Genomic DNA, 20,313 nt, shown 5'->3' with positions numbered 1-20,313 from the left:
TAACATAGAATATTAGGCTAAGAATAGGATTAAAATTGAAGGAAACTTAGGAATTCATTTATGAAATATCACTTATATCAGACAGTTTCAACATTCTTTTAATTCTCGCATCCAGACCTTCGCTGGAAAGCGTTTGTCTTAAGCTGTCTACTTTAATCGGAAAACTCAGTGGTGTAAAGGAACGGGAATGTTTTAAAATAATTTCCGATTTTTCAATTCTTTTAAAAGCCTCTACAAGCCTTTGTTCCTGAAGCTGCATATTAAAAACTTCTGTATACGCCTGCTTTATTAAAAAATGATTGGAATCATGGTCCTCCAATACTTTAAAAATTAATCCTGCAGAACTTTGCAGCGATTTGTTGGAGCGTTGCTGTCCGGCATAATTTTGAATGACCATTCCTGAAATGACGGCAATATCACGGAACTTCCTCCGGGCCATTTCCGCAGAATTGATGCTTGCAATAACATCATTCATCAGGTTTTCGCGAGTTAAAATCTGCTGTAGATTATCCTCATTTAAAGGGATTTCCTTATCGCTGAACAGCTCAAATCCATAATCATTCATGGCCATGGAAAAGGAAATAGGAGCGAGCTTTGAGATACGGTAGGCAATCAGAGCAGCCATGACTTCATGCACAAGACGCCCTTCAAAAGGATACATGAACAAATGGTAACCTTCACGGTTCTTGATCATTTCCACCAGAAATTCATCTTCTTTGGGAATATGGGAACGGGTTTCCTGATTGATCAGTAAAGGATGCAGAAACTTCAGTTCTTTTTCAGAAGCTTTCGGACTTAATGCATGGGAGAGCTTTTCTCTTAAAAAGTGACCCAGATTGGAACTTAGCGGCAGCCTCCCACCAAGATAACTTGGGACTAAAGCTCTTCCTTTAGCGGCTCTTACGTAGACTGTCATATCTTTAATCATGGCGACCTCGAGGGTTCTTCCGGCCAGAATAAATTTTTCTTCTTTTTTAAGTTTTGAAATAAAATATTCCTCAATCATTCCAATATAGCCTCCGGAAATAAATTTCACTTTCAGCATGGCATCACTTACAATCACGCCCATATTCATCCGGTGAAGCATTGCAATTTTCCTTGAAGTGACTTTATACAGACCGTCTTCCATAATGACGATCTTGTGGAATTCTTCATAGTTTTTTAATACACTGCCGCCAATGGTCAGGAATTCGAGAATGCTTTTCCATTCCTCATCCAGCATTTCCTGAAAAGCATACACTTTTTTGATTCTTCCATAGAGTTCATCAGGATAAAAGCCATCTCCAACAGCCAATGTCATAAGAAACTGAACCAAAACATCGAAACACAGGACCTGGGGTTCCCGTGGCTCAACGACTTTCTGCTTTACGGCTTCTTTTAACGCTGAAACTTCAATCAGTTCTAAAGAATGGGTCGGAACGCAATAAATTTTTGAAGTTTCAAAAGGGGAGTGGCCGCTGCGTCCTGCTCTTTGAAGGAAACGGGCAACTCCTTTGGCAGATCCAACCTGAATAACGGTGTCTACAGGCTTAAAATCAATACCCAGATCGAGGGATGATGTGGAGACAACAGCTTTTAACTTTCCTGAACTTAAGTTTTCCTCAATCCAGATTCTTAAATGAGCATCAATAGAACTGTGATGAATGGCAATCTGTCCCGCAAAATCCGGATGTGCATCCAACAATAACTGATACCACATTTCACTCTGGCTTCTGGTGTTCGTAAAAACAATGGTAGATTTTGAATCCAGAATAATGGGAACCACTTTATCGGCGAGCTTATTGCCAAGGTGCCCGGCCCATGGCAATATTTCAATTTCATTGGGGAAAACCGGGATAATATCTATCTTTTTGTGCTCTTTGGCGGTTATTTTTGTCTTTTTAATATCATAGGGAATAAGCACATCCATGGCTTCATCCAGATTTCCGATCGTTGCCGTAATTCCCCAGATCTTCATTTTTGGGGTATATTTTCTAAGCTGTGAAATACCGAGTTCTACCATCACACCACGTTTTGAACCTAATAGCTCATGCCATTCATCCACAGCCACGCATTTCATTCCGGTGAAAAAACGTTCATTATTTTTCTGAGCGAGAAGCAAATGAAGACTTTCAGGGGTTACCACAAGAATTTCCGGCATTTTCTTCACCTGCTGCTGTCTTACTTTGGGATCGGTATCTCCGTTTCTTACACCTACCGTCCAGTCAAGTCCGATTTCGTCAATAGCTTCCTGCATTGCTTTTGCAATATCTTTGGAAAGAGAACGAAGGGGTGTTATCCAGATCATTTTCAATCCTTTTTTATATTGTTCAGGATGATTGAGAAAGTCTGAAACCAAGGCTAAAAACACGGAAAAAGTTTTTCCAAAACCGGTGGGAGCAACCACCATTCCGCTGTATCCGTTTCCAAATTTCTTCCAGGTTTCCAGCTGAAATTTAAAAGGGGCAATACCTTTATCGGTCATCCATTGCTGGATGATCTTTAATCCGGTGGTATGTTCAAAAGCTGCCAATTTATATTTGATTAAAATACTATTGTATTAATTTTTTAATTTCTTCCAAATCATCAATCTCATCTACCGTTTTGTCTTTTCGCCATCTTACAATTCTGGGAAAACGGAGGGCGACACCACTTTTATGACGGTTGCTGAATCCTATGCCTTCAAAAGCAATTTCAAAGACCAGTTCTGCTTTTACAGTTCTTACAGGACCAAATTTTTCAATGGCATTTTTGGTTACAAACCGGCTCACCTCCATGATTTCCTTGTCTGTTAATCCGGAATAGGCTTTAGCAATAGTTACCAATGTATCACCGTTTTTCACGGCAAAAGTATAATCGGTGTAGTAAGCACTCCGCCTGCCGCTTCCTTTCTGAGCATAAATCAGGACCGCATCAATGGTTAGCGGATTGATTTTCCACTTCCACCAGTCGCCTTTTTTCCGTCCGGAATGATAGGGAGAATTTTTTTGTTTCAGCATCAGTCCTTCACTGTTTATTTCCCTTGAATTTTCACGAAGAGCATCCAGTTCTTCCCATTTCTCAAAATCCAGACTTTTTGAAATACTGATATTTTCGGGCTTTTCATTCCATAATAACTCTTCAAGAAGAGCTCTTCTTGCGGAAATAGGCTTTTCTCTCAGGTCGTTATTTTCAAGTTCCAATAAATCATAGACAAAAACTTCAATCGGAATTTCCGAGAGCATTTTTTTTGTTAAAGTTTTTCTGTTTAATCTTTTCTGTAATTCATTAAAATTTAAAACCTTACCCTCCTTTACCGCAAGTATTTCTCCATCCAGTACAAAATTACCTTTCATGGCTTTTATGACTTCTGTGATTTCAGGAAATTGTTCTGTAACAAGTTCTTCACCTCTTGACCAGATGAAAACTTCGTCATTTCTTCTGATGATTTGTCCGCGGATTCCGTCCCATTTGTATTCTACCAGCCATTCGTCGGGATTTCCCAATTCTTCAGCCGGTTTTTCCAGAGGATAGGCAAGGCAGAAAGGATAGGGTTTTGAATTGTCAGGATTCACATTTTCCGCATCAATAAGTTCTCTGAAGGAAACTTCATCCGGCAGCCATTTTCCCATTAAGCTGTGCATCAGGGCACTCGGTTCCTGGCCGGAAAACCTGGTCAGGGCATTGATCAACGTTTTGTCTGATACTCCGATTCTGAAGCTCCCGCCAATTAATTTATTGAAAATCAGACGTTCGGTATAATCCAGGCCATTCCAAGACTGCAGTACAAATTCTTTTTTTTCTGCATCTGTCCTGCCTTTTAAACTTACGATATCATTCATCCATTCTGATAAAGTACGTTCTATTTTTTCCTTGGGAGGAGGCAGTATTAAGGATAATGTTTCTCCCAAATCGCCAACAGAAGAGTAAGATTCCTGAAACAGCCAGTAAGGAAGCCGGGTAATTTCCAGTGCCCAATCTTTCATGTAATTGGTATTGACATTTCTTTTGGGCCTTTTCCCGGTAAATAAGGCGATAAACCATACTTTGTCTTCATCAGGAGCACGTTCCAGATAATCGATGATGGCATCAATTTTAGCGTTGGTCTTATTGGTGGTTTCCAAAGCGTTGATAAGTTCTGCAAAATGTCTCATGATTCCGGGGTTTCAAGGGTTTCTTTTTCAGATTCTTCTTCATCCTCACCATATAATGTTTCGACCACATCAGATTGGATTCCGATTTCGTTCAGATATTTTGAAAAAACTTCGGTTTGTCCGTGCGTTACGTGTACAAGCTCTGCTTCTGTTGCTTTCACAGTCTGTAACAATCCTTTCCAGTCTGCATGATCACTCATCGCAAATCCTGCGTCCGCACTGCGCCATCTTCTGGCACCGCGAACCTGCATCCAGCCGGAGCATATTGCAGTAGCCGGATCCGGAATCTTTTTAATTACGTTGCTGTCGAGTAAAGCAGGCGGAACAATCACAATTTCGTGTTCCACTTCTTTCGGACGTTCCCTGAAATCTGCAATGGTATATTCAGGAAGATCAATTCCCACTGCTTCAAAGGCTTCATTCAGTTTTCCGATGGAATAGTGAACGTATATTTTTCCCAGTTCTTCCACGGCTTTCATAATACGCTGGGCTTTCCCGAGAGAATATCCAATGAAAACAGAGGTTTTGTTATTTTCTTTATTCTTCAGTACCCAGTTCTGAAGTTTATTATTTAAATCCGGAACTTCCAGCCAGTTGTAGATGGGAAGCCCAAAAGTACTTTCTGTCACAAATTCATTACATTTTACCAGCTCAAAAGGAGTGCTCAATCCATCATTCTGAACTTTATAATCTCCTGAAATTACGGTTACATATCCTTTATATTCAAGCATTATCTGTGCAGAACCAATGATATGCCCTGCAGGATGAAGCGAAAGTTTTACTCCGTTAATGGTAATAACTTCTCCATATTCCACGCCCTGGCATTCGATATCCGGTCCTATTCTTTGGTACAAAATAGGTTTTGTAAAATGATGACAAAGGTATTTTTTCATTCCCCAACGGGCATGATCGGCGTGGCCATGGGTAATAACCGCCATATCCACGGGTCTCCAGGGATCAATATAAAATTTCCCTTGCGGGCAGTAAATTCCTTTTTTAGTAAATGTGATTAATTTCAATGGTGTGACTGGTTTACAAAAATACGCTTCAAAAACTTAACCAATTTTAATAATATGGTATTTTTTATTAAGTAAAAACTGATTGTTTTACGGAAAAACATCAAAAAAAGCTGTCTCCATTTGAAAACAGCTCATTATTTTATTTTTCATTCAAAACATTGTTTACATAATCAATCCATTGATAATCTGGGATGGACTGATCAATGAAATAGTCAGGCTGAATGCCTTTTCCATCAATGGCCATATCCGGAATACGGAAACTTTTGGAGAGCGAATATCCCAGTTTAAATTCGTTGCAGGGTGAATTTACAAAATACATATTGGAAATATCCAGCACTCCGGCAGTAGTTGTTCCAAAGAGTTTTACCTTTTTACTTTGTCTGGCAACGAGTAAAAACTCTTCTGCAGTACTACCATTTCCATTATTGATGATAATTCCTACATTTTTAGGGTAAGGAGAAATTTCATCCATCTTATTGATTCCTACAGTACTTCCATCATCCTGTAAACTTACATACTTACCCAGATTCTGGCTGAGTTTATCATACGCTTTTTTCAGATATTCTCTTTCGTCTTCCGGTATTCCGTATTTCTGGTAATTTTCATAAAGATCCAGCATTCTCTGATTATTCAGTTTCGTAGAATAAAACTGCGTTCTGACACTTCTGACAGGATTGGTGTAGAGATAAGGAATAATTTTAGCAAAACTGTTATCACTACCGCCTCCGTTATACCTGATATCAATAATAAGATTTTCCGTACTTTCGATTTTAGATTTGTTGGCTGTAATTACGCTGTCTATATCTTTTTTCAAAGCCCCGTTGAATGAAGGAATCCTCAAAAGCAATGTTGTTTTGTTAAGTGGTTTCAGAAAAGGTTTTTGAGCCTTTATTGCTTCATAGTGTGTTTCAATTCCTTCTTCCTTTTCAAATGCAGGGGAAACTCTTCTCAGGATAAAATCATTGATTTCAAGATAGTTTTTTCCCACCAAACGTATGCTCTTTATTTCCTGACCGGATTTATTTCTTACATAGAAAGCTCCTTTCGACCTGTCGGCACTGAAAATCAGTTTTAAGTCATTCGGTTTCCAGTTTTCAGCTCCGGATTTGATGATAAAACCTTTGTATACATCTCCAAATTTTTTAATCCCTATGGTATAAGGTTCGGTTTCCCAGATTCCTTCAATATCAGAATCTTTTTTAGAAACAATTTCTTTTTTAAATTTATCAATATCTATTGTTACCGTTTCTGTTTTTCCATTTGTGGTTGAGGCTGGTGCTTGAGACTGAGATTGCTGATTACTTTTTTCGATCATTCTGATGGAAAAATGCCCGGATCTGAAGAATGTAAGCCAATCATAAATAGTCTGGGTACATTCCGTATCAGATTTTGCATTTTTGATTTTTTTCAGAAAATCATCGTTATGGGCCTGGTAAGCTGAAATTCCCTTTTTATCAATGATATACTGATATCCGGCATCATTTTCTTCAAAAGTCTTTTTTACCCACTGATAATTACTTTCACAATTACAGTTTTGAGCATAGCTAAAAGAAGAAGAGGAGATAAAAATTAAAAGGAGTATTTTAATTTTAAGCATAGGTTGGTTTTTAGTTTTTAAAGGTTACAAATTTAACGATAAATCTATCTTTTTATGATGTAAAAAGAGGTTATTAAACAAAATCTTATTCCACTGTTTTTTTTTTGAGCTTTTCAGCAATATAAAAATGAACCTTGAGCCAATATTGCCCTTTGAAAAATTTTTGAATTTTGGAGCATCATTAAAAAAGAATACAATGAGTAAAACAATTTTAATTACAGGCGCAGCAAGCGGATTTGGAAAGATTGCTGCTTTCGAGCTTGCTAAAAAAGGGCATCAGGTAATTGCTACTGCACAGATCTATCCTCAGATGAGTGATTTAATCCGTGAAGCCAAGGAACATGGAATAACCTTGATCGTGGATAAACTGGATGTAACCAACCCAAGAGATGTGGAGTATATTGTAAAGAAATACAATGATATAGATATTCTGATCAGTAACGCAGGAATTATGGAGGGAGGTCCCATTGCAGAACAACCGGTAGATATTATCCGTTCTATGTTTGAAGTGAATGTTTTTGGTGCGTTGAATCTTGCACAGAGTTTTATCAAAAAATTTGTTGAAAAGAAAAGCGGGAAGGTTGTTTTCACCTCTTCAATGGGAGGTTTATGGACTGTTCCTTATGTTGCTGCTTATTGTGCTTCAAAACATGCGCTGGAATCTATTGCAGAAGGTTTAAGAACTGAACTTGCCCCATTCAATATCAAGATTGCAACCTGTAATCCGGGTGTATTTGGAACAGGTTTCAATGACAGGGGAGTAGATTCTATTTTCCACTGGTATGATCCGAAAATCAATTTCACTCCGGAATCTGCTTTTGATGGAGCTGCAGAATCTTTAGCGCACCAGCTTGATCCTCAATCTATGGCTGAAGTAATTGTAAATGTAGCTTTAGATGACAACAGTAATTTCAGGAATGTACATCCAAAGGAGACTGAAGATTTTGTAAAACAGCTTCAGGCAGATGCATGGAACACAAAAAGCTAATCATATGGAACTGAATTATAAAACTGCCGAAAAAGTCTTACATGCAGCAAAGGAAAAAGCATTATTGATGAATATTCCTGTGAGCATTGCCGTGGTAGATAGCGGTGGACATCTTATCGCATTAGCCAGACTGGACAGTGTTTACGGAGTGATTGATTTTGCCCTTAAAAAAGCAAGAACGGCGGCTATGTTTGGAGTTAACAGTGATATCATGGAAGAAATCATTTCAGAAACAGGTGTCCATGGCTATGGAATGCTGAACTCTAACGGAGGGCTTCTGACTATCGCAGGCGGTGTCGTATTACAGGATAAAGCCGGAAAGATTATCGGCGCAATAGGTTCTTCAGGGGGAACTCCGGAACAGGATAAAGAAATTGCCGAGGCAGGAGCGCAGGCTATTGCGTAAATTTCAGATATTTGTATCATGGAAAATACTTCTGAAATCATATTTGATAAACTGGTTTATTCATGCGCATTTGAATCTTACAGAGGTCATGAAGAGTTTATTCCTGATTATTTTCTGGGTTTTCAGATTTCAGGAGAAACGCATGCTTTTCATGAACAGGGGAAAACTGTGATCAAAGAAAATACAGTAGTTCTGGTGAGGAAAAATCAACTGATCAGAACGATCAAATATCCTTCCGCTAACGAAAAGTATCAGTTTATTTCTATTACGCTTGATGATGAAACATTAAGACAGTATGCCACGGAGAACAGAATAGCAGCAAATACACCTTTTCCGGGTAATCAGCAGTTGTTTTTTGAGCCTGATGATTTCTTTGGGAGTTATTTTGCTTCTCTTATTCCTTACATCAATAAAACAAAGGAAATTCCTCCAAAGTTAGCGGCATTAAAAGTGAAAGAAGCCATAGAGTTACTTTTGCTGAGCAATCCGGATTTTAAAAATCTTCTTTTTGATTTTTCCGGGCCTCATAAGATTGATCTTGCAGAGTTTATGAACAAAAACTATATGTTCAATGTTTCCGTAGATGCTTTTGCAAGGCTTACGGGACGCAGTCTTTCCGGATTTAAAAGGGATTTCAGTAAAATATTTAAAATGGCTCCCAAACAGTGGCTGAAAGAAAAAAGACTGAAGGAAGCCTATTATTTGATTAAAACTCAGGATAAAAAGCCTTCAGATATTTATCTTGATCTGGGCTTTGAGAATTTATCTCATTTTTATTCTTCTTTTAAAAAGAAATTCGGAGTAACGACTACGGAGGTTTAAGCATTGCTGGTTTGCCGTAAATGCAAAGACACAGGAAATACTCTTGTGTCTTTGTATTTACCTTTATGTAACGAATAAAACATTCAATAAATATTTGATTAAAAATACTACACGGGAACCGGATTATTTATCAAAATCATAAAAGTTGATTCCTGTTTCTTCATTTTTAATTTTTACAACTCTCGTTGCCAAAGGGTAAAAAATAAATTCTCCGGCACCCTGAATTTTTGCCTCCAGAAGGTGTCCGGCCAAAGCTGTGTAATCTTGTCTTCCGAGCGTAATGTGAAGGTGCAGGGTTTGTTTTCCTTCTATTTCAGAAACATTTCCGGAAATATTGGTGACTTCCATCTGTTCTTTGAAAGTCCTGTCCACATATTTTTTGGTGGCCGGATTAAAGAAACGGAGAGTGGCTTCACTCACAGCTCCTATTCCTGTTACTTCTCCCGCCCGGATATTCTGATTCTGGATAAAGTCGGTTAAAGTTTCTACAATATTGGAATGATTTTCAATACTAACGATGTAAATATGATCCACTTTCCTTGCAGACCAATGGTTTCCTTTATAATTCATGATTTCCATATTATTGTATTGTTTTCAAATAATTGATGATTCCTATAACGTCATCCTGACCGAATCCTTTATCATGTGCATTCTGATAGGTTTGAACCAGAGCCTCAGACAGAGGATAATCGGCACCTGCATTTTTGGCAAGAAGGATATCTTTCAGCATCAGGTCAAGGGCAAATGCCGGAGCGTACTGATCGGCAGTCAGCATAGGGGTTTTTACTTTGGTTGCCCCGCTTCCGCTCGCACTTTCGTTGATTATTTCCAGCATGTCTGATCTTTCAATCCCCAGCTTTCCGGCCAATAAAACTGTTTCTGCAAGCCCCTGATAAATGGCAGACAGAAAATAATTGACAGATAATTTTCCTGCAATACCTTTTCCGTTTTCACCTAAATGTTTTACAGATTTTCCCATTTTCAAAAGGTAGGGTATAGCCCGTTGAAGGTCTTTTTCTTCACCTCCTGCCATAATGATCAGGGTTCCTTCCTTTGCCGGCTGGGTGCTTCCTGCTACAGGTGCATCAATAAAGGAGGCCTCTTTTATTTTCACACCAGCAGATGTTGCTGCAGACGCTTCGGGTGAGATCGTACTCATATCTACAAAGAGTTTCCCTTGAATATTTAGTGGAAGAATTTCTTCGTATACTGCTTTTACAGCAGTGTCGTTGGTTAGCATTGTGAATATAATATCACTGTTTTGAACAAGGTCTTTAATCTGGATGCAGACTGTAGATTTTTCTTCAAAATCCTTGGCTTTTTCAGAAGATCTGTTATACACTGAAAGCGGAAATCCAGCTTTTTCAATATTCTTTGCCATAGGATGTCCCATATTTCCTAATCCGATGAATCCGATTTTTTCCATAGTATTTTTTCTATTTTTTTATTGAGTAAGTCTTAATATCCTGATTGAAGATGAGTCCTCTGAAAGGAGATCAATGAGTATATAAAATACGTTTGTTTTGCAGCAAAATATCGACCAAACAATCCCTTTACCCAATTAAGTTTTAATTATATTTTTATCCATAAGCTTTTAAAACCGGATAAACTTTCAGAAATTTGCAGCAAATAAGAATTAATGAAGATCGTAGATATAGACAACTGGAACAGAAAAGAACATTTTGAATTTTTTTCTAATATGGCAAGCCCTTATTTTGGATTTACAACGGAGGTGGACTGTACAAAAGCTTATGATACCGCCAAAGAAAAAGGGTATTCATTTTTTGCCTATTATTTTCACAAATCTATGGTGGCCGTTAATAGAGTAGATGAGCTGAAACTCAGAATTATTGATGGGCAGGTGATACAGTTTGACACCGTTCATGCCGGTAGTACGATCGGAAGACCGGATGGTACTTTCGGTTTTTCATTCACTCCTTTCTCAGAAGATTTTGAAACATTCAATGCAGCACTGCAGGAGGAAATAAAAGGAGTACACGAAACCACGGGGCTAAGATTAAGCAACGGAAGGCTGGGAAAAGATCACATCAGACATACTACTATTCCATGGAATTCATTCAGTGCGATATTGCATCCTACAGATTTTAATACAACAGAATCAGTTCCAAAAATCGCTTTTGGAAGATTCAATATCCGTGGAGGCAGAAAATATCTACCCGTTTCTATTGAAGCACATCATGGGTTGGCAGACGGCATTCATATAGCCAGATACCTGGAAGAGTTCCAGAAAGAACTGAATCAGGAATAAGACATTATAACAAAAGCCGGACTTAAAACCGACTTTTGTTTTTAGTAATAAATCTTCCCACGTTCTATTTTCAGGATCTGATCCTTTTCCATCTGTTTTATGGTGCGTATAACGGTTTCCACACGTAATCCCGTCAATGAAGCAAGCTGCTGCCGGGTAAGAGGAATCTGGAAAGTATAAGGCTTTTTATCATCATGATAGCTTTTCAGATAATCCATCAGGAGTTTTAGCCTGGAAACCGGATTTTGAAAAGAAAGATTATAGAGCATGATATATTTATAATACATCCTTTCTGCAAGGCACTGATAGATATTTAATGAAATTTCGGGATTACCCTGGATCAGCTTCAGAAAGTTCTGTCTCGGCATGATGAAAATACCGGAGTCTTCCATTGCAATGGCATTCATCGGGTAGGGTCTGTCTACAAAAAGTAAGGATTCTCCAAAGCTATGGCCGTCTGATAATATATTCTGGATAAACTCTTTCCCGTCTTCCATATAATTATTAAGCTTAACTTTTCCTTTTTCAATCTGGTAATAATACATTGGCGAATCTTCTTCCCGGAAAATGATATCTTCTGCTTTATAGTTTTTAATCTTGGCTCCAAATGAGATGAGCAAATTTTCAGTGATCATAGTTCTAATTTATTTTCAGCTAAAATTTTAAATGCTCTTTAAGAGACTGTTTAATGCTTCAAAGTTTATAATAATAAAGGAACAGTGATTTTCCTGATTTCCTATGCAATGTGGTACCATTAATATACCACATATAATCACTTTTTTTGAGTAATTCTTTTGTTTAAATATTGATCCAGATCATAAAAAGTAACCTTGGTAATCCACTACATTTACAACCCATCAAAAAGTAACAGTACAAACAATGGCAAACAGGCTGATAAAAGCTGTTAAGAAATTTTATTAAAAAAATAACGTGGTATCTATGTGGTACACGCTTTTAATAAAATTTTAATCATTTTTTCTTTCTTTGCCAATATAAAATTGATATAAAATTCACATGTGGAATTTTTTTAACATAATTATTCAATAAATACAACCTATACACTATGAAATATTACATTATATTAACTAAAAGTAACAGAATTTTGAATACATAAAAATTAATTTACCCTCAATTAGTAAATCAGCAAAATACAGATAGAAAAGAGAAAAAAAGACTTTGTACTGATATGCGCAAAAGATGCCGTATCTGAAATAAGTAGAGATGAGAAAGTATTATGAAAAATAAAAAACCTGAAACGAACATAGAGGATTTGAATCAAAAGATTCTTGTACAAGACGAAATTATGGCTCTTGCCAAAGCAAATTCTCCACGACTGCTGAATAAATTCAGACTCGTCTATCCCGATTTTTTTAAGAAGTTATCTGCTATACAGCCTGCACTAAAAAATTCTGAATTGATCTTTTGTATTTACCTTAAGCTCAATATGACAACAAAGGAAATTGCAACCTGTATTTTTGTAACTCCAAAAGCGATACAAAACAGGAAAAACAGGATCAGAAAAAAACTCAATATCCCTTCGGAATTTGATATCTATAAATGGTTTAATGAAATTTAAACCATTTTTTTTAAACTTCTACAATAGTTTTATCCAAATCGTGATACAAAAGGATTTTCCAGCGGTTTTCTTTTGCTTCTTTTTCCCACTTCAGCCGTAATTCCATCGCCTTTCTACCGTCAAAATCACTTTTGTAAGCTAAATGATATTTTAAATAAGAAGCCTGCGGGAGGTCATCAGCTCCATAGAAAACAGTTTCATTATTTTCTCTGATCCAGAACACCTGCATAAAAGGCGTGTGTCCGCCTGCAACTTCATAGGAAATTTCATCTGTGATCTGTCCTTTATCATCATTCATCCATGTGATATTCGGGAGCTGAATCAGTTTTTCCAGGATCTCAAAATCAAAAGACGGATTGCCTTTATTTTCCATTGCAAAATCCAGTTCGCGTTTCTGTATATAAATCTGAGCGTTTGGAAAAGCGGCTTCAAAACCATTTTCTGTGAGCTTCACAGCTCCTTCAATATGATCTTTATGAAGATGGGACAGCAATAACCTGGTGACTTGTTGAGGACGGATATTTTCCTTTTCAAGAATTTCTGAAACCACAGTTGTTCCGGAACTGTTTTTCCAGCCAATGCCGGCATCCAGAAGGATATGGTCATTCTCAGTGATGATAAGAAATGGTTGAACCGACATTTTGATTCCACCAGCCTTATCAAAATTTTCTTCTGTTAAAAGCGTAAAATCCTTGGTTTTGCTTGCCGAAAAATTGCCTTCTTTAAGTGGAATGATTTTCATGCTGCAAATTTCCTTATTATTTCTAAGATTCAAAAAGTTTTTCGTCAATATATATTATCCATAAAAACAATCAGACAGACAGAATACTGAAATCATTCTACTTATCTCAAAATCACGCAGCATTCGTAAAAATGTAAAAGAAAAGAGCAGATTATTTCCTTTTTTAATGATTATCTTTGATCTCTTAAAAATCTGACAGTATATATCGTTATCTGCTTTCAGACTACTTTCAATTCAAATAAAACTTTATACGTAATGCAGGAGAATTCTTCCAATGGTATTTCCCGGACTGTTATCTGGCTTATGGCCGTTATTTCCGGACTGGTGGTGGCGAACAATTATTATAATCAGCCTTTACTGGCCCTTATTTCAGAGGAACTGCAGGTTTCTGAGAGTGCAGCAGGTAAAATTTCTGTACTGACTCAGATCGGTTATGCGTTAGGGCTTTTGCTGATTGTTCCGTTGGGAGACAAATTTTTCCGCAAGAAACTCATTTTAATTGATTTGTTTCTTGTTTTCGGATCACTTTTATGGATGACTTTTGCTACTCAATTATGGATGCTGTATGCAGCCAGCTTACTGATCGGGACAACTTCAGTTATTCCACAATTATTTGTCCCTATTGCAGCAGAACTTTCATCAGATAATGAAAAATCCTCCAACATCGGATTGGTAATGTCCGGATTATTACTCGGGATTCTTCTGTCCCGCTTTGTGGGAGGAATTGTAGGAGAAGTCTGGGGCTGGAGAGCTATGTTTGGAATAGCGGCAGGATTGATGGTCATTGTCTGGTTAGCTGTCTATAAGATGCTTCCGGAAATGTCGCCCAATTTTAAAGGTAGCTATAAAGAGCTGATGCAGTCTGTAGCTCATCTTGCAAGAACACAGCCTGTTCTTCAGCTGGCATCATTCCGTGGGGCAATGGCATTCGGTTCTATGTGTGCTTTGTTTACCACATTGGTTTTTCATATGGAAAAACCACCTTTTAATGCAGGTTCTTCTGTCGTGGGAAGCTTTGGATTAGCCGGGGCTGTAGGAGCTTTAGCTGCTGCTAAGGTGGGAAAACTTCAAAAGTATCTGGATATTAACAGAATTATCTTGTATTCTTTACTGATTGTCATCGGAAGCTGGGGCTTTACCTATTTTGCAGGTGAAACCTATTGGGGACTGATTGTAGGAGTAATTCTTGTAGATTTAGGGGTACAGTCAAGCCATATTATGAACCAGACCAATTATTTTTTGATTAAATCCAATGCCGTTAACAGACTGAATACAGTGTATATGGTTTCTTACTTTATTGGAGGATCACTGGGAACATGGCTGGCTTCTATTGCCTGGCAAAAGGCTCAATGGACCGGCGTATGTCTTGTAGGAACTGTATTTGGAGTACTGGCTTTGATTGCCCATATTTTGTTTTCAAAAAAAGTCAATAAAGCAAACGCAGCGATGTAAATTTTAATATTTCTGATTTGTTTAAGAAGCGGGATTTTATCAAAGATAAAATCCCGCTTCTTCTATTTTCATGTTTATTCAATTCGCGGATCTGCAGAACGCAGCCAGGTTCTTCCCAGCTGTGAGGATTAAATTGTAATAATTTTTGTTACATTAAATAAAATACCCTATCTTTGTACTATTAATTTGATTTAAAATTAAATACAATGAAAATAGAAATCTGGTCGGACGTAATGTGTCCGTTTTGCTATATCGGAAAAAATAATTTTGAACAGGCTTTGAATAAGCTTCCTTTTAAAGATGAAGTAGAAATAGAGTGGAAGAGTTTTCAGCTGGACCCAACTTTAGATCCGAAAGAAACTCAGGATACCATTCAATATTTCAGAGAGAAAAAAGGAGTAGCTGAAGCCCAGGCTGCTCAAATGCTGGGACAGGTTACCCAAATGGGAAAAGGGGCCGGAATTGATTTCAACTTCGGAAAAACATTGATCACCAATACATTCAGCGCTCATAAATTGCTTCATCTGGCTAAAAAGCACAACAAATCCAATGAAATGGAAGAGGCATTATTTATCGCTCATTTTATTGACGGCAAAAATGTTGGAGATACTGAAGTTTTGACAGCTCTTGCTGAAAGCTTAGGGATTGACAGAGAAGAAGCACTGCAGGCTATTACAACAGATCAACTGGATTATGAAGTGAATCAGGATATTCAGGAGGCAAGAAACAATGGCATTTCCGGGGTTCCTTTCTTTGTTCTGAACGGTAAATATGCTGTTTCCGGAGCTCAGCCTGCAGAGGTATTTGAAAATGCACTCCAGCAGACTTACAAAGAAACGGTGAGCCCGTTTAAGGATATTTCCGGTGAGAACGGAGCTTCCTGTGATGCAGACGGATGCAGCATCTAAGATATGAGAACCCCAAAATAGTTTTATTTTGGGGTTTTTAATTAGGTATATAATTGAATATTTATATATTTGATAGACTTCAATGAAATCCGCTAAGATTTAAGAAAATGAACATTAACATTTTTAGATATACCTCAATTATTTCTTACCTGTTCATTATCTTAATGGGACAAATGATAGGATTACCATTTATTTTTTGGCTTCTATTTACTGCTTTTGATTTCTGGAATATAGAGCAAATTTTTGCTATATTAGGGCTTTTAGGTGCTATACTTAATGTTACAAGATGGAAAAATAAAGTACTCGTAACAATTTTAAGTTTTATGATGATGCTTTCACCCATTATGGGCAGGATAGTGCAAACTCCCATAGAAAAGTTTAATTATTTTGCATTCAAGATTCCTTTGTTTCTGTTTATTGTATGTTATTTAATATTTATCGTTCTTAATGCAAAAAAAGGAAAACCTGTTGTATCTTTGTAATACAGTGTCAATAGCTGTATAAATCTGATTTCTCAATGATAAAAATTAACAACGAAAGTCATTATTCAATAGATGATACCCTTTTTGTTTTTGCATTAGATTCCGAAGCAGGAACCGTTTTTGACGATAAAAACAAATTAATTACCGGCATCGGAAAAGTAAATGCAGCGATAGAATTAACCAAAGAAATTCATACAAGAAAACCTAAACTGATCGTGAATTTAGGTTCTGCAGGAAGTAAAGGATTTCACAAAGGAGAAGTGGTATGCTGTACAAAGTTCATCCAGAGAGACATGGACGTAAGAGGATTAGGGTTTCAATTGTATGAAACACCATTATCCGGAGTACCACCTGTATTGGAATACGGTCTTAAAATGGATACTTTGAAAGAGGGAATCTGTGGAAGCGGAGACAGTTTTGAAATGAACCACTCTGAGACAGATTACAATATTGTAGACATGGAAGCCTATCCACTGGCATTGATTGCCCAACAGGAAAACATTCCGTTTTTATGTTTGAAATATATTTCTGACGATGCAGGAAGTGATGCTGCTGACGACTGGAGTGTACAGGTACATCTGGCTTCCGAAGCATTTAAGAAAATCCTTTTTTCATAACATTTATTCTTATCATTATGAGTTCAATTATCATTAATAAAGCCTCCGCTGAAGATGTAGAAATTGTACAAAGTTTAGGAATACAGACGTTTTCTGAAACTTTTGCAGAAGATAATACGGAAGAGGCCATGAAAAAGTATCTGGAAGAAAGTTTTAATACAGAAAAAATAAAATCAGAGTTGAATAATCCTGATTCATTTTTCTATATTGCCTGGGAAGAAGACAATCCTGTAGGCTATCTGAAAGTCAATTCCGGAGAGGCACAGACCGAACTTCAGGATGATACCGCCCTTGAAATTGAAAGAATCTATGTAAAGAAAAGCCATCACGGTAAAAAAGTGGGCCAGCTTCTTTATAACCAGGCTTTGGAAACAGCTGAGCAGCTTGGTAAATCATACTTATGGCTTGGGGTTTGGGAAAAAAACCTGAAAGCTTTACAATTTTACAGAAAAAATGGATTCGTTGAGTTTGATAAGCATATTTTCAGGCTTGGGGAAGAAGAACAGACCGATCTGATGATGAAAAAAGTATTGGATTAATTTTCTGCAAAACAGAAAGATTGTATGTAACCACTGATTACACAGGGTTTCACAGATGATTGTGTAATACAGTCCTTTATACTTTCCAAATACCAAAATGAAGCATTCAGAATTTGTAAAACATATTAATCACTATTATCCTTTATCTGAGGAAACCATTAAAGATTTATTGGATATCTGTACAGAAGAATACTACCACAAAAACGATCTTCTGCTGGAATCCGGTTCTATGGCCAGATATTATTACTTTTTAAAGTCAGGACTGATAGGATATTACACAGTAGATGAACAGGGGAATACCATTTACAAAATCTTTTTTGAAGAAAACAGCTTTGTTGCTTCTACAGCTGCTATTATAAAAAATGAACCCAGCGATTTTAATATCGTTGCACTGGAAGACTGCTCAGTAATACAATATCCCGCAAAAGCCTATCGGGGATTGCTTGAAAAACACCATGACCTTGCTCTTTTTCATATGTATTATCTGGAAAAAAACTGGGTAGTTAAAAAAGAACCTCTGGAAGTTTCCCTCAAATACGAAACAGCTAAAAAACGGTATTTGCAGTTGCTTGAAAACACCACTCTTTATAACAGATTAAAACAGCATCACATTGCTTCTTATCTGGGCATAACACCTACACAGCTTAGCCGGATCAAAAAGGAAATTAGCGGAGATAAGCACTGATTAAATTTACCATCCATTTTTAATAATCACCTATAAAGTGATTTATTTCATGTTTCTGGGATATATCCTGTCATTATGTTAAATTTACATTATATCACAAATAAGAGATATAATTAAAATATTAACCAGACATGAAGTTACATCACACGTATTTCTATCATCCTGATTTTGTAGAAAATAATACAGCTGTTATTGAACACTTTGAAAACCAGGAAATTTCAATACAAAAAATCCAGAATGCATTAGGCAGGGCAGAACGTTTTATTGTTCCGGAGAATTCTTTTGAAACTACACTTTCTATGGGAATTGAAGCAGCAAAAGGAGTTTTTAATGAAAGTAATATTTCTATCCTCGATATAGATATTATTATTTTTGTAAGCAGCTCTCCTGAACATCATATTCCCTGTGATGCTATCCAGATCCATCATGCATTAGAGGGAAAACCGGATACCTTATGTTATGATATCAATGCCAACTGTATTGGAGCATTTATAGCGCTGGATCAGGTGTCAAAATATTTAAAAGGGACCCGGTCCGGAACAAAAGCTTTGGTAGTTTGTGCCGAAAAATTCTCGAGGATATTAGATCCTGACAACCCGATTACTGCTTTTTGTCTTTCAGATTCTGCTTTTGCTTTCATCGTAGAAAATGATGGGGACGACACCTCAGGGTTAATAGATGTACTATATCATACAGACAGCAGCTTTTGTAATACCGTGCTCTACCCACCTAAAGGAAGTTCAGGTCATCATCATGGCGATCTGGCAACCTGGGATCGTGTTTTCGACGGAATGGCAAGTGTCAATTTTGCACTGGAAAATATCCCCCTTTTCTTAAAGTGCAATCAGATAAGTCTGAAGCAGATTGACTTGTTTTTATTTTCACAGTTTTCTATCAAGAATATCAATATTATCCGCGATTACTTTCAGTTGCCGGAGGAAAAAATTCCTTTTTACTCTAAAGAGCTTGGGTATACCGGAGCATCCAGTCCATTTTTAGCTTTAGACCAATATCAAAAAGAAGTAAAATCATTAAAAAAAGGAGATTATATTCTCATATGGACACTGGGAACAGGCTATCAGGCGGGATTAATGCTTTGGAAATATTAATCATTGACTGATCTAATTTTATGAAAAGAATTAACAAAAGCTTCAACATAGGTTGAGGCTTTTCTTTTTTTTATGCTGCAATTTTGCTCTGTTAAAGATGCATTGGTACACACTATGTTTAAAGAAATATGATACCAGTGATTATGATTAATTAAAAATTTTTCAGCATGAAGAAGCTTATCAACATTGTATTTGTACTGACTGCATTTGTACAGTTATCAGCACAAAAAATTATTCATCAGGAAATTTTCAGTCCGAAAATGAATAAAAAAATCAAAACAGTGATCATCACTCCCAATTTACAGCCTAATACCAGGTATCCATCTGTCTATATTCTTCATGGCTTCAGCGGTAATCCGGACAGGATTATCAAACAGGATATTCCTGATCTGGTTAAAAAAGCTCAGCAATTGAAAACAATCTATGTGCTTCCGGATGGAAACTACAGTTCATGGTATGTAGACAGCCCGATGGTTAAGGATTCCCAGTATCAGACCTTTATTGGAAAAGAGCTGGTAGAATTCATTGATAAAAACTATCCTGTGAAAGCTGAGAAAAAATTCCGCGGGATTTTAGGATGGAGTATGGGAGGTTATGGAGCTACCAATATCGGGGTTACGTACAACAAGACATTTGGAATCGTGGGAAGTTCATGTGGAGCACTGGATTTCAACTCGTTCGGGGAAGGATATCAGAAATATATGGTGAATAAAGTTTTAGGACCACTCGAATCCATCAATCCCAGTTTCCTTACCGACAGCAAAATAAAACTGATGACCGCAGCAGATCAGCAATATATTTTCGACTGTGGTACAGAAGACACTCAAATGATTACTATGAACAGGAATTTTCATAAAAAGCTGACTGAAATGAAGATCCAGCATCTCTACACAGAATCTTTAGGCGGGCACGTTCCGGAATACTGGAGCAGATCATTATCTGAACAGTTGTCTTTGTTTGACAGATTTTTTAAACAGTAAATTACTCCAC

21 protein-coding genes are annotated in these 20,313 nt (G+C 37.1%); 13 read left to right on the top strand and 8 right to left on the bottom strand.

Annotated elements, in window-relative coordinates; all coding sequences use genetic code 11:
• Positions 1 to 58 precede the first annotated feature (58 nt).
• The 4 genes from AB1278_RS12365 to AB1278_RS12350 form a co-directional block, all read right to left on the bottom strand.
• Entirely contained in the window at positions 59 to 2,512 is a 2,454-nt protein-coding gene (locus AB1278_RS12365) for a ligase-associated DNA damage response DEXH box helicase (protein WP_429814666.1), read from the bottom strand.
• 19 nt (positions 2,513 to 2,531) lie between these two features.
• On the bottom strand, positions 2,532 to 4,112 hold the full coding sequence (locus AB1278_RS12360) for an ATP-dependent DNA ligase (protein ID WP_429814663.1): 1,581 nt from the start codon (positions 4,110 to 4,112) through the stop codon (positions 2,532 to 2,534).
• Positions 4,109 to 5,131, bottom strand: coding sequence for a ligase-associated DNA damage response exonuclease (locus AB1278_RS12355; RefSeq protein WP_429814660.1), 1,023 nt, complete (start codon positions 5,129 to 5,131; stop codon positions 4,109 to 4,111). Before AB1278_RS12355 ends, AB1278_RS12360 begins: the two co-directional genes overlap by 4 nt.
• A 139-nt stretch (positions 5,132 to 5,270) precedes the next feature.
• The gene (locus AB1278_RS12350) at positions 5,271 to 6,728 is read right to left on the bottom strand and encodes a S41 family peptidase (RefSeq protein WP_429814657.1); all 1,458 of its coding nucleotides are present in this window, start codon (positions 6,726 to 6,728) and stop codon (positions 5,271 to 5,273) included.
• Between the two features lie 196 nt (positions 6,729 to 6,924).
• On the opposite strand from AB1278_RS12350, the gene AB1278_RS12345 reads away from it, so the two are divergent.
• Genes AB1278_RS12345 through AB1278_RS12335 form a run of 3 tightly spaced genes read left to right on the top strand, consistent with a single transcriptional unit; the run spans position 6,925 to position 8,944 of the window.
• Positions 6,925 to 7,716 (top strand): SDR family oxidoreductase, encoded by a 792-nt coding sequence (locus AB1278_RS12345; RefSeq protein WP_429814654.1) that lies wholly within the window; start codon positions 6,925 to 6,927, stop codon positions 7,714 to 7,716.
• A 4-nt stretch (positions 7,717 to 7,720) separates the two neighbouring features.
• Entirely contained in the window at positions 7,721 to 8,122 is a 402-nt protein-coding gene (locus tag AB1278_RS12340) for a GlcG/HbpS family heme-binding protein (RefSeq protein WP_343638465.1), read from the top strand.
• Positions 8,123 to 8,140: 18 nt separating this feature from the next.
• On the top strand, positions 8,141 to 8,944 hold the full coding sequence (locus tag AB1278_RS12335; RefSeq protein WP_202840267.1) for a helix-turn-helix domain-containing protein: 804 nt from the start codon (positions 8,141 to 8,143) through the stop codon (positions 8,942 to 8,944).
• Between the two features lie 123 nt (positions 8,945 to 9,067).
• Here AB1278_RS12335 and AB1278_RS12330 read toward each other — a convergent pair whose 3' ends face one another.
• Together AB1278_RS12330 and AB1278_RS12325 are read right to left on the bottom strand one after the other, a co-directional pair.
• Positions 9,068 to 9,514 carry a PPC domain-containing DNA-binding protein gene (locus AB1278_RS12330; RefSeq protein ID WP_429814650.1) on the bottom strand — a complete coding sequence of 149 codons (447 nt, stop codon included), beginning with the start codon at positions 9,512 to 9,514 and terminating at the stop codon, positions 9,068 to 9,070.
• A gap of 10 nt (positions 9,515 to 9,524) precedes the next feature.
• The gene (locus tag AB1278_RS12325) at positions 9,525 to 10,370 is read right to left on the bottom strand and encodes an NAD(P)-dependent oxidoreductase (RefSeq protein WP_202840269.1); all 846 of its coding nucleotides are present in this window, start codon (positions 10,368 to 10,370) and stop codon (positions 9,525 to 9,527) included.
• A gap of 213 nt (positions 10,371 to 10,583) precedes the next feature.
• Here AB1278_RS12325 and AB1278_RS12320 point away from each other — a divergent pair, with 213 nt between their 5' ends.
• The gene (locus AB1278_RS12320; protein WP_202840271.1) at positions 10,584 to 11,213 is read left to right on the top strand and encodes a chloramphenicol acetyltransferase; all 630 of its coding nucleotides are present in this window, start codon (positions 10,584 to 10,586) and stop codon (positions 11,211 to 11,213) included.
• Positions 11,214 to 11,254: 41 nt separating this feature from the next.
• Here the strand turns inward: AB1278_RS12320 and AB1278_RS12315 are convergent, their stop codons facing one another.
• The gene (locus AB1278_RS12315; RefSeq protein WP_395973576.1) at positions 11,255 to 11,848 is read right to left on the bottom strand and encodes a Crp/Fnr family transcriptional regulator; all 594 of its coding nucleotides are present in this window, start codon (positions 11,846 to 11,848) and stop codon (positions 11,255 to 11,257) included.
• Positions 11,849 to 12,447: 599 nt separating this feature from the next.
• Between AB1278_RS12315 and AB1278_RS12310 the strand changes: the two genes are divergently transcribed.
• Complete coding sequence (locus tag AB1278_RS12310) at positions 12,448 to 12,789, top strand: helix-turn-helix transcriptional regulator (RefSeq protein WP_202840275.1); 342 nt, start codon at positions 12,448 to 12,450, stop codon at positions 12,787 to 12,789.
• A 10-nt stretch (positions 12,790 to 12,799) separates the two neighbouring features.
• Here AB1278_RS12310 and AB1278_RS12305 read toward each other — a convergent pair whose 3' ends face one another.
• Positions 12,800 to 13,531 carry an MBL fold metallo-hydrolase gene (locus AB1278_RS12305; RefSeq protein ID WP_202840277.1) on the bottom strand — a complete coding sequence of 244 codons (732 nt, stop codon included), beginning with the start codon at positions 13,529 to 13,531 and terminating at the stop codon, positions 12,800 to 12,802.
• Positions 13,532 to 13,786: 255 nt separating this feature from the next.
• Here AB1278_RS12305 and AB1278_RS12300 point away from each other — a divergent pair, with 255 nt between their 5' ends.
• The 8 genes from AB1278_RS12300 to AB1278_RS12265 all read left to right on the top strand — a co-directional run bounded on the left by AB1278_RS12300 (position 13,787) and on the right by AB1278_RS12265 (position 20,303).
• Positions 13,787 to 14,983, top strand: coding sequence for an MFS transporter (locus AB1278_RS12300; RefSeq protein ID WP_411413193.1), 1,197 nt, complete (start codon positions 13,787 to 13,789; stop codon positions 14,981 to 14,983).
• A 206-nt stretch (positions 14,984 to 15,189) separates the two neighbouring features.
• Entirely contained in the window at positions 15,190 to 15,891 is a 702-nt protein-coding gene (locus AB1278_RS12295; protein WP_429814644.1) for a DsbA family oxidoreductase, read from the top strand.
• 107 nt (positions 15,892 to 15,998) lie between these two features.
• On the top strand, positions 15,999 to 16,373 hold the full coding sequence (locus tag AB1278_RS12290; protein WP_429814641.1) for a hypothetical protein: 375 nt from the start codon (positions 15,999 to 16,001) through the stop codon (positions 16,371 to 16,373).
• Positions 16,374 to 16,408: 35 nt separating this feature from the next.
• The gene (locus tag AB1278_RS12285) at positions 16,409 to 16,990 is read left to right on the top strand and encodes a nucleosidase (protein ID WP_120231116.1); all 582 of its coding nucleotides are present in this window, start codon (positions 16,409 to 16,411) and stop codon (positions 16,988 to 16,990) included.
• Positions 16,991 to 17,007: 17 nt separating this feature from the next.
• Complete coding sequence (locus tag AB1278_RS12280; protein ID WP_429814638.1) at positions 17,008 to 17,529, top strand: N-acetyltransferase family protein; 522 nt, start codon at positions 17,008 to 17,010, stop codon at positions 17,527 to 17,529.
• 97 nt (positions 17,530 to 17,626) lie between these two features.
• Positions 17,627 to 18,214 carry a Crp/Fnr family transcriptional regulator gene (locus AB1278_RS12275; protein WP_429814635.1) on the top strand — a complete coding sequence of 196 codons (588 nt, stop codon included), beginning with the start codon at positions 17,627 to 17,629 and terminating at the stop codon, positions 18,212 to 18,214.
• Positions 18,215 to 18,345: 131 nt separating this feature from the next.
• Positions 18,346 to 19,323 carry a 3-oxoacyl-[acyl-carrier-protein] synthase III C-terminal domain-containing protein gene (locus AB1278_RS12270; RefSeq protein ID WP_429814632.1) on the top strand — a complete coding sequence of 326 codons (978 nt, stop codon included), beginning with the start codon at positions 18,346 to 18,348 and terminating at the stop codon, positions 19,321 to 19,323.
• A 167-nt stretch (positions 19,324 to 19,490) separates the two neighbouring features.
• A complete protein-coding gene (locus tag AB1278_RS12265; protein WP_429814629.1) occupies positions 19,491 to 20,303 on the top strand; it encodes an alpha/beta hydrolase in 813 nt (270 codons plus the stop codon).
• Positions 20,304 to 20,313 lie beyond the last annotated feature (10 nt).

Source organism: Chryseobacterium sp. NRRL B-14798 (assembly GCF_050470705.1).
Classification (GTDB): Bacteria; Bacteroidota; Bacteroidia; order Flavobacteriales; family Weeksellaceae; genus Chryseobacterium; species Chryseobacterium cupriresistens.
This window is presented reverse-complemented; position numbering and strand designations above follow the sequence as displayed.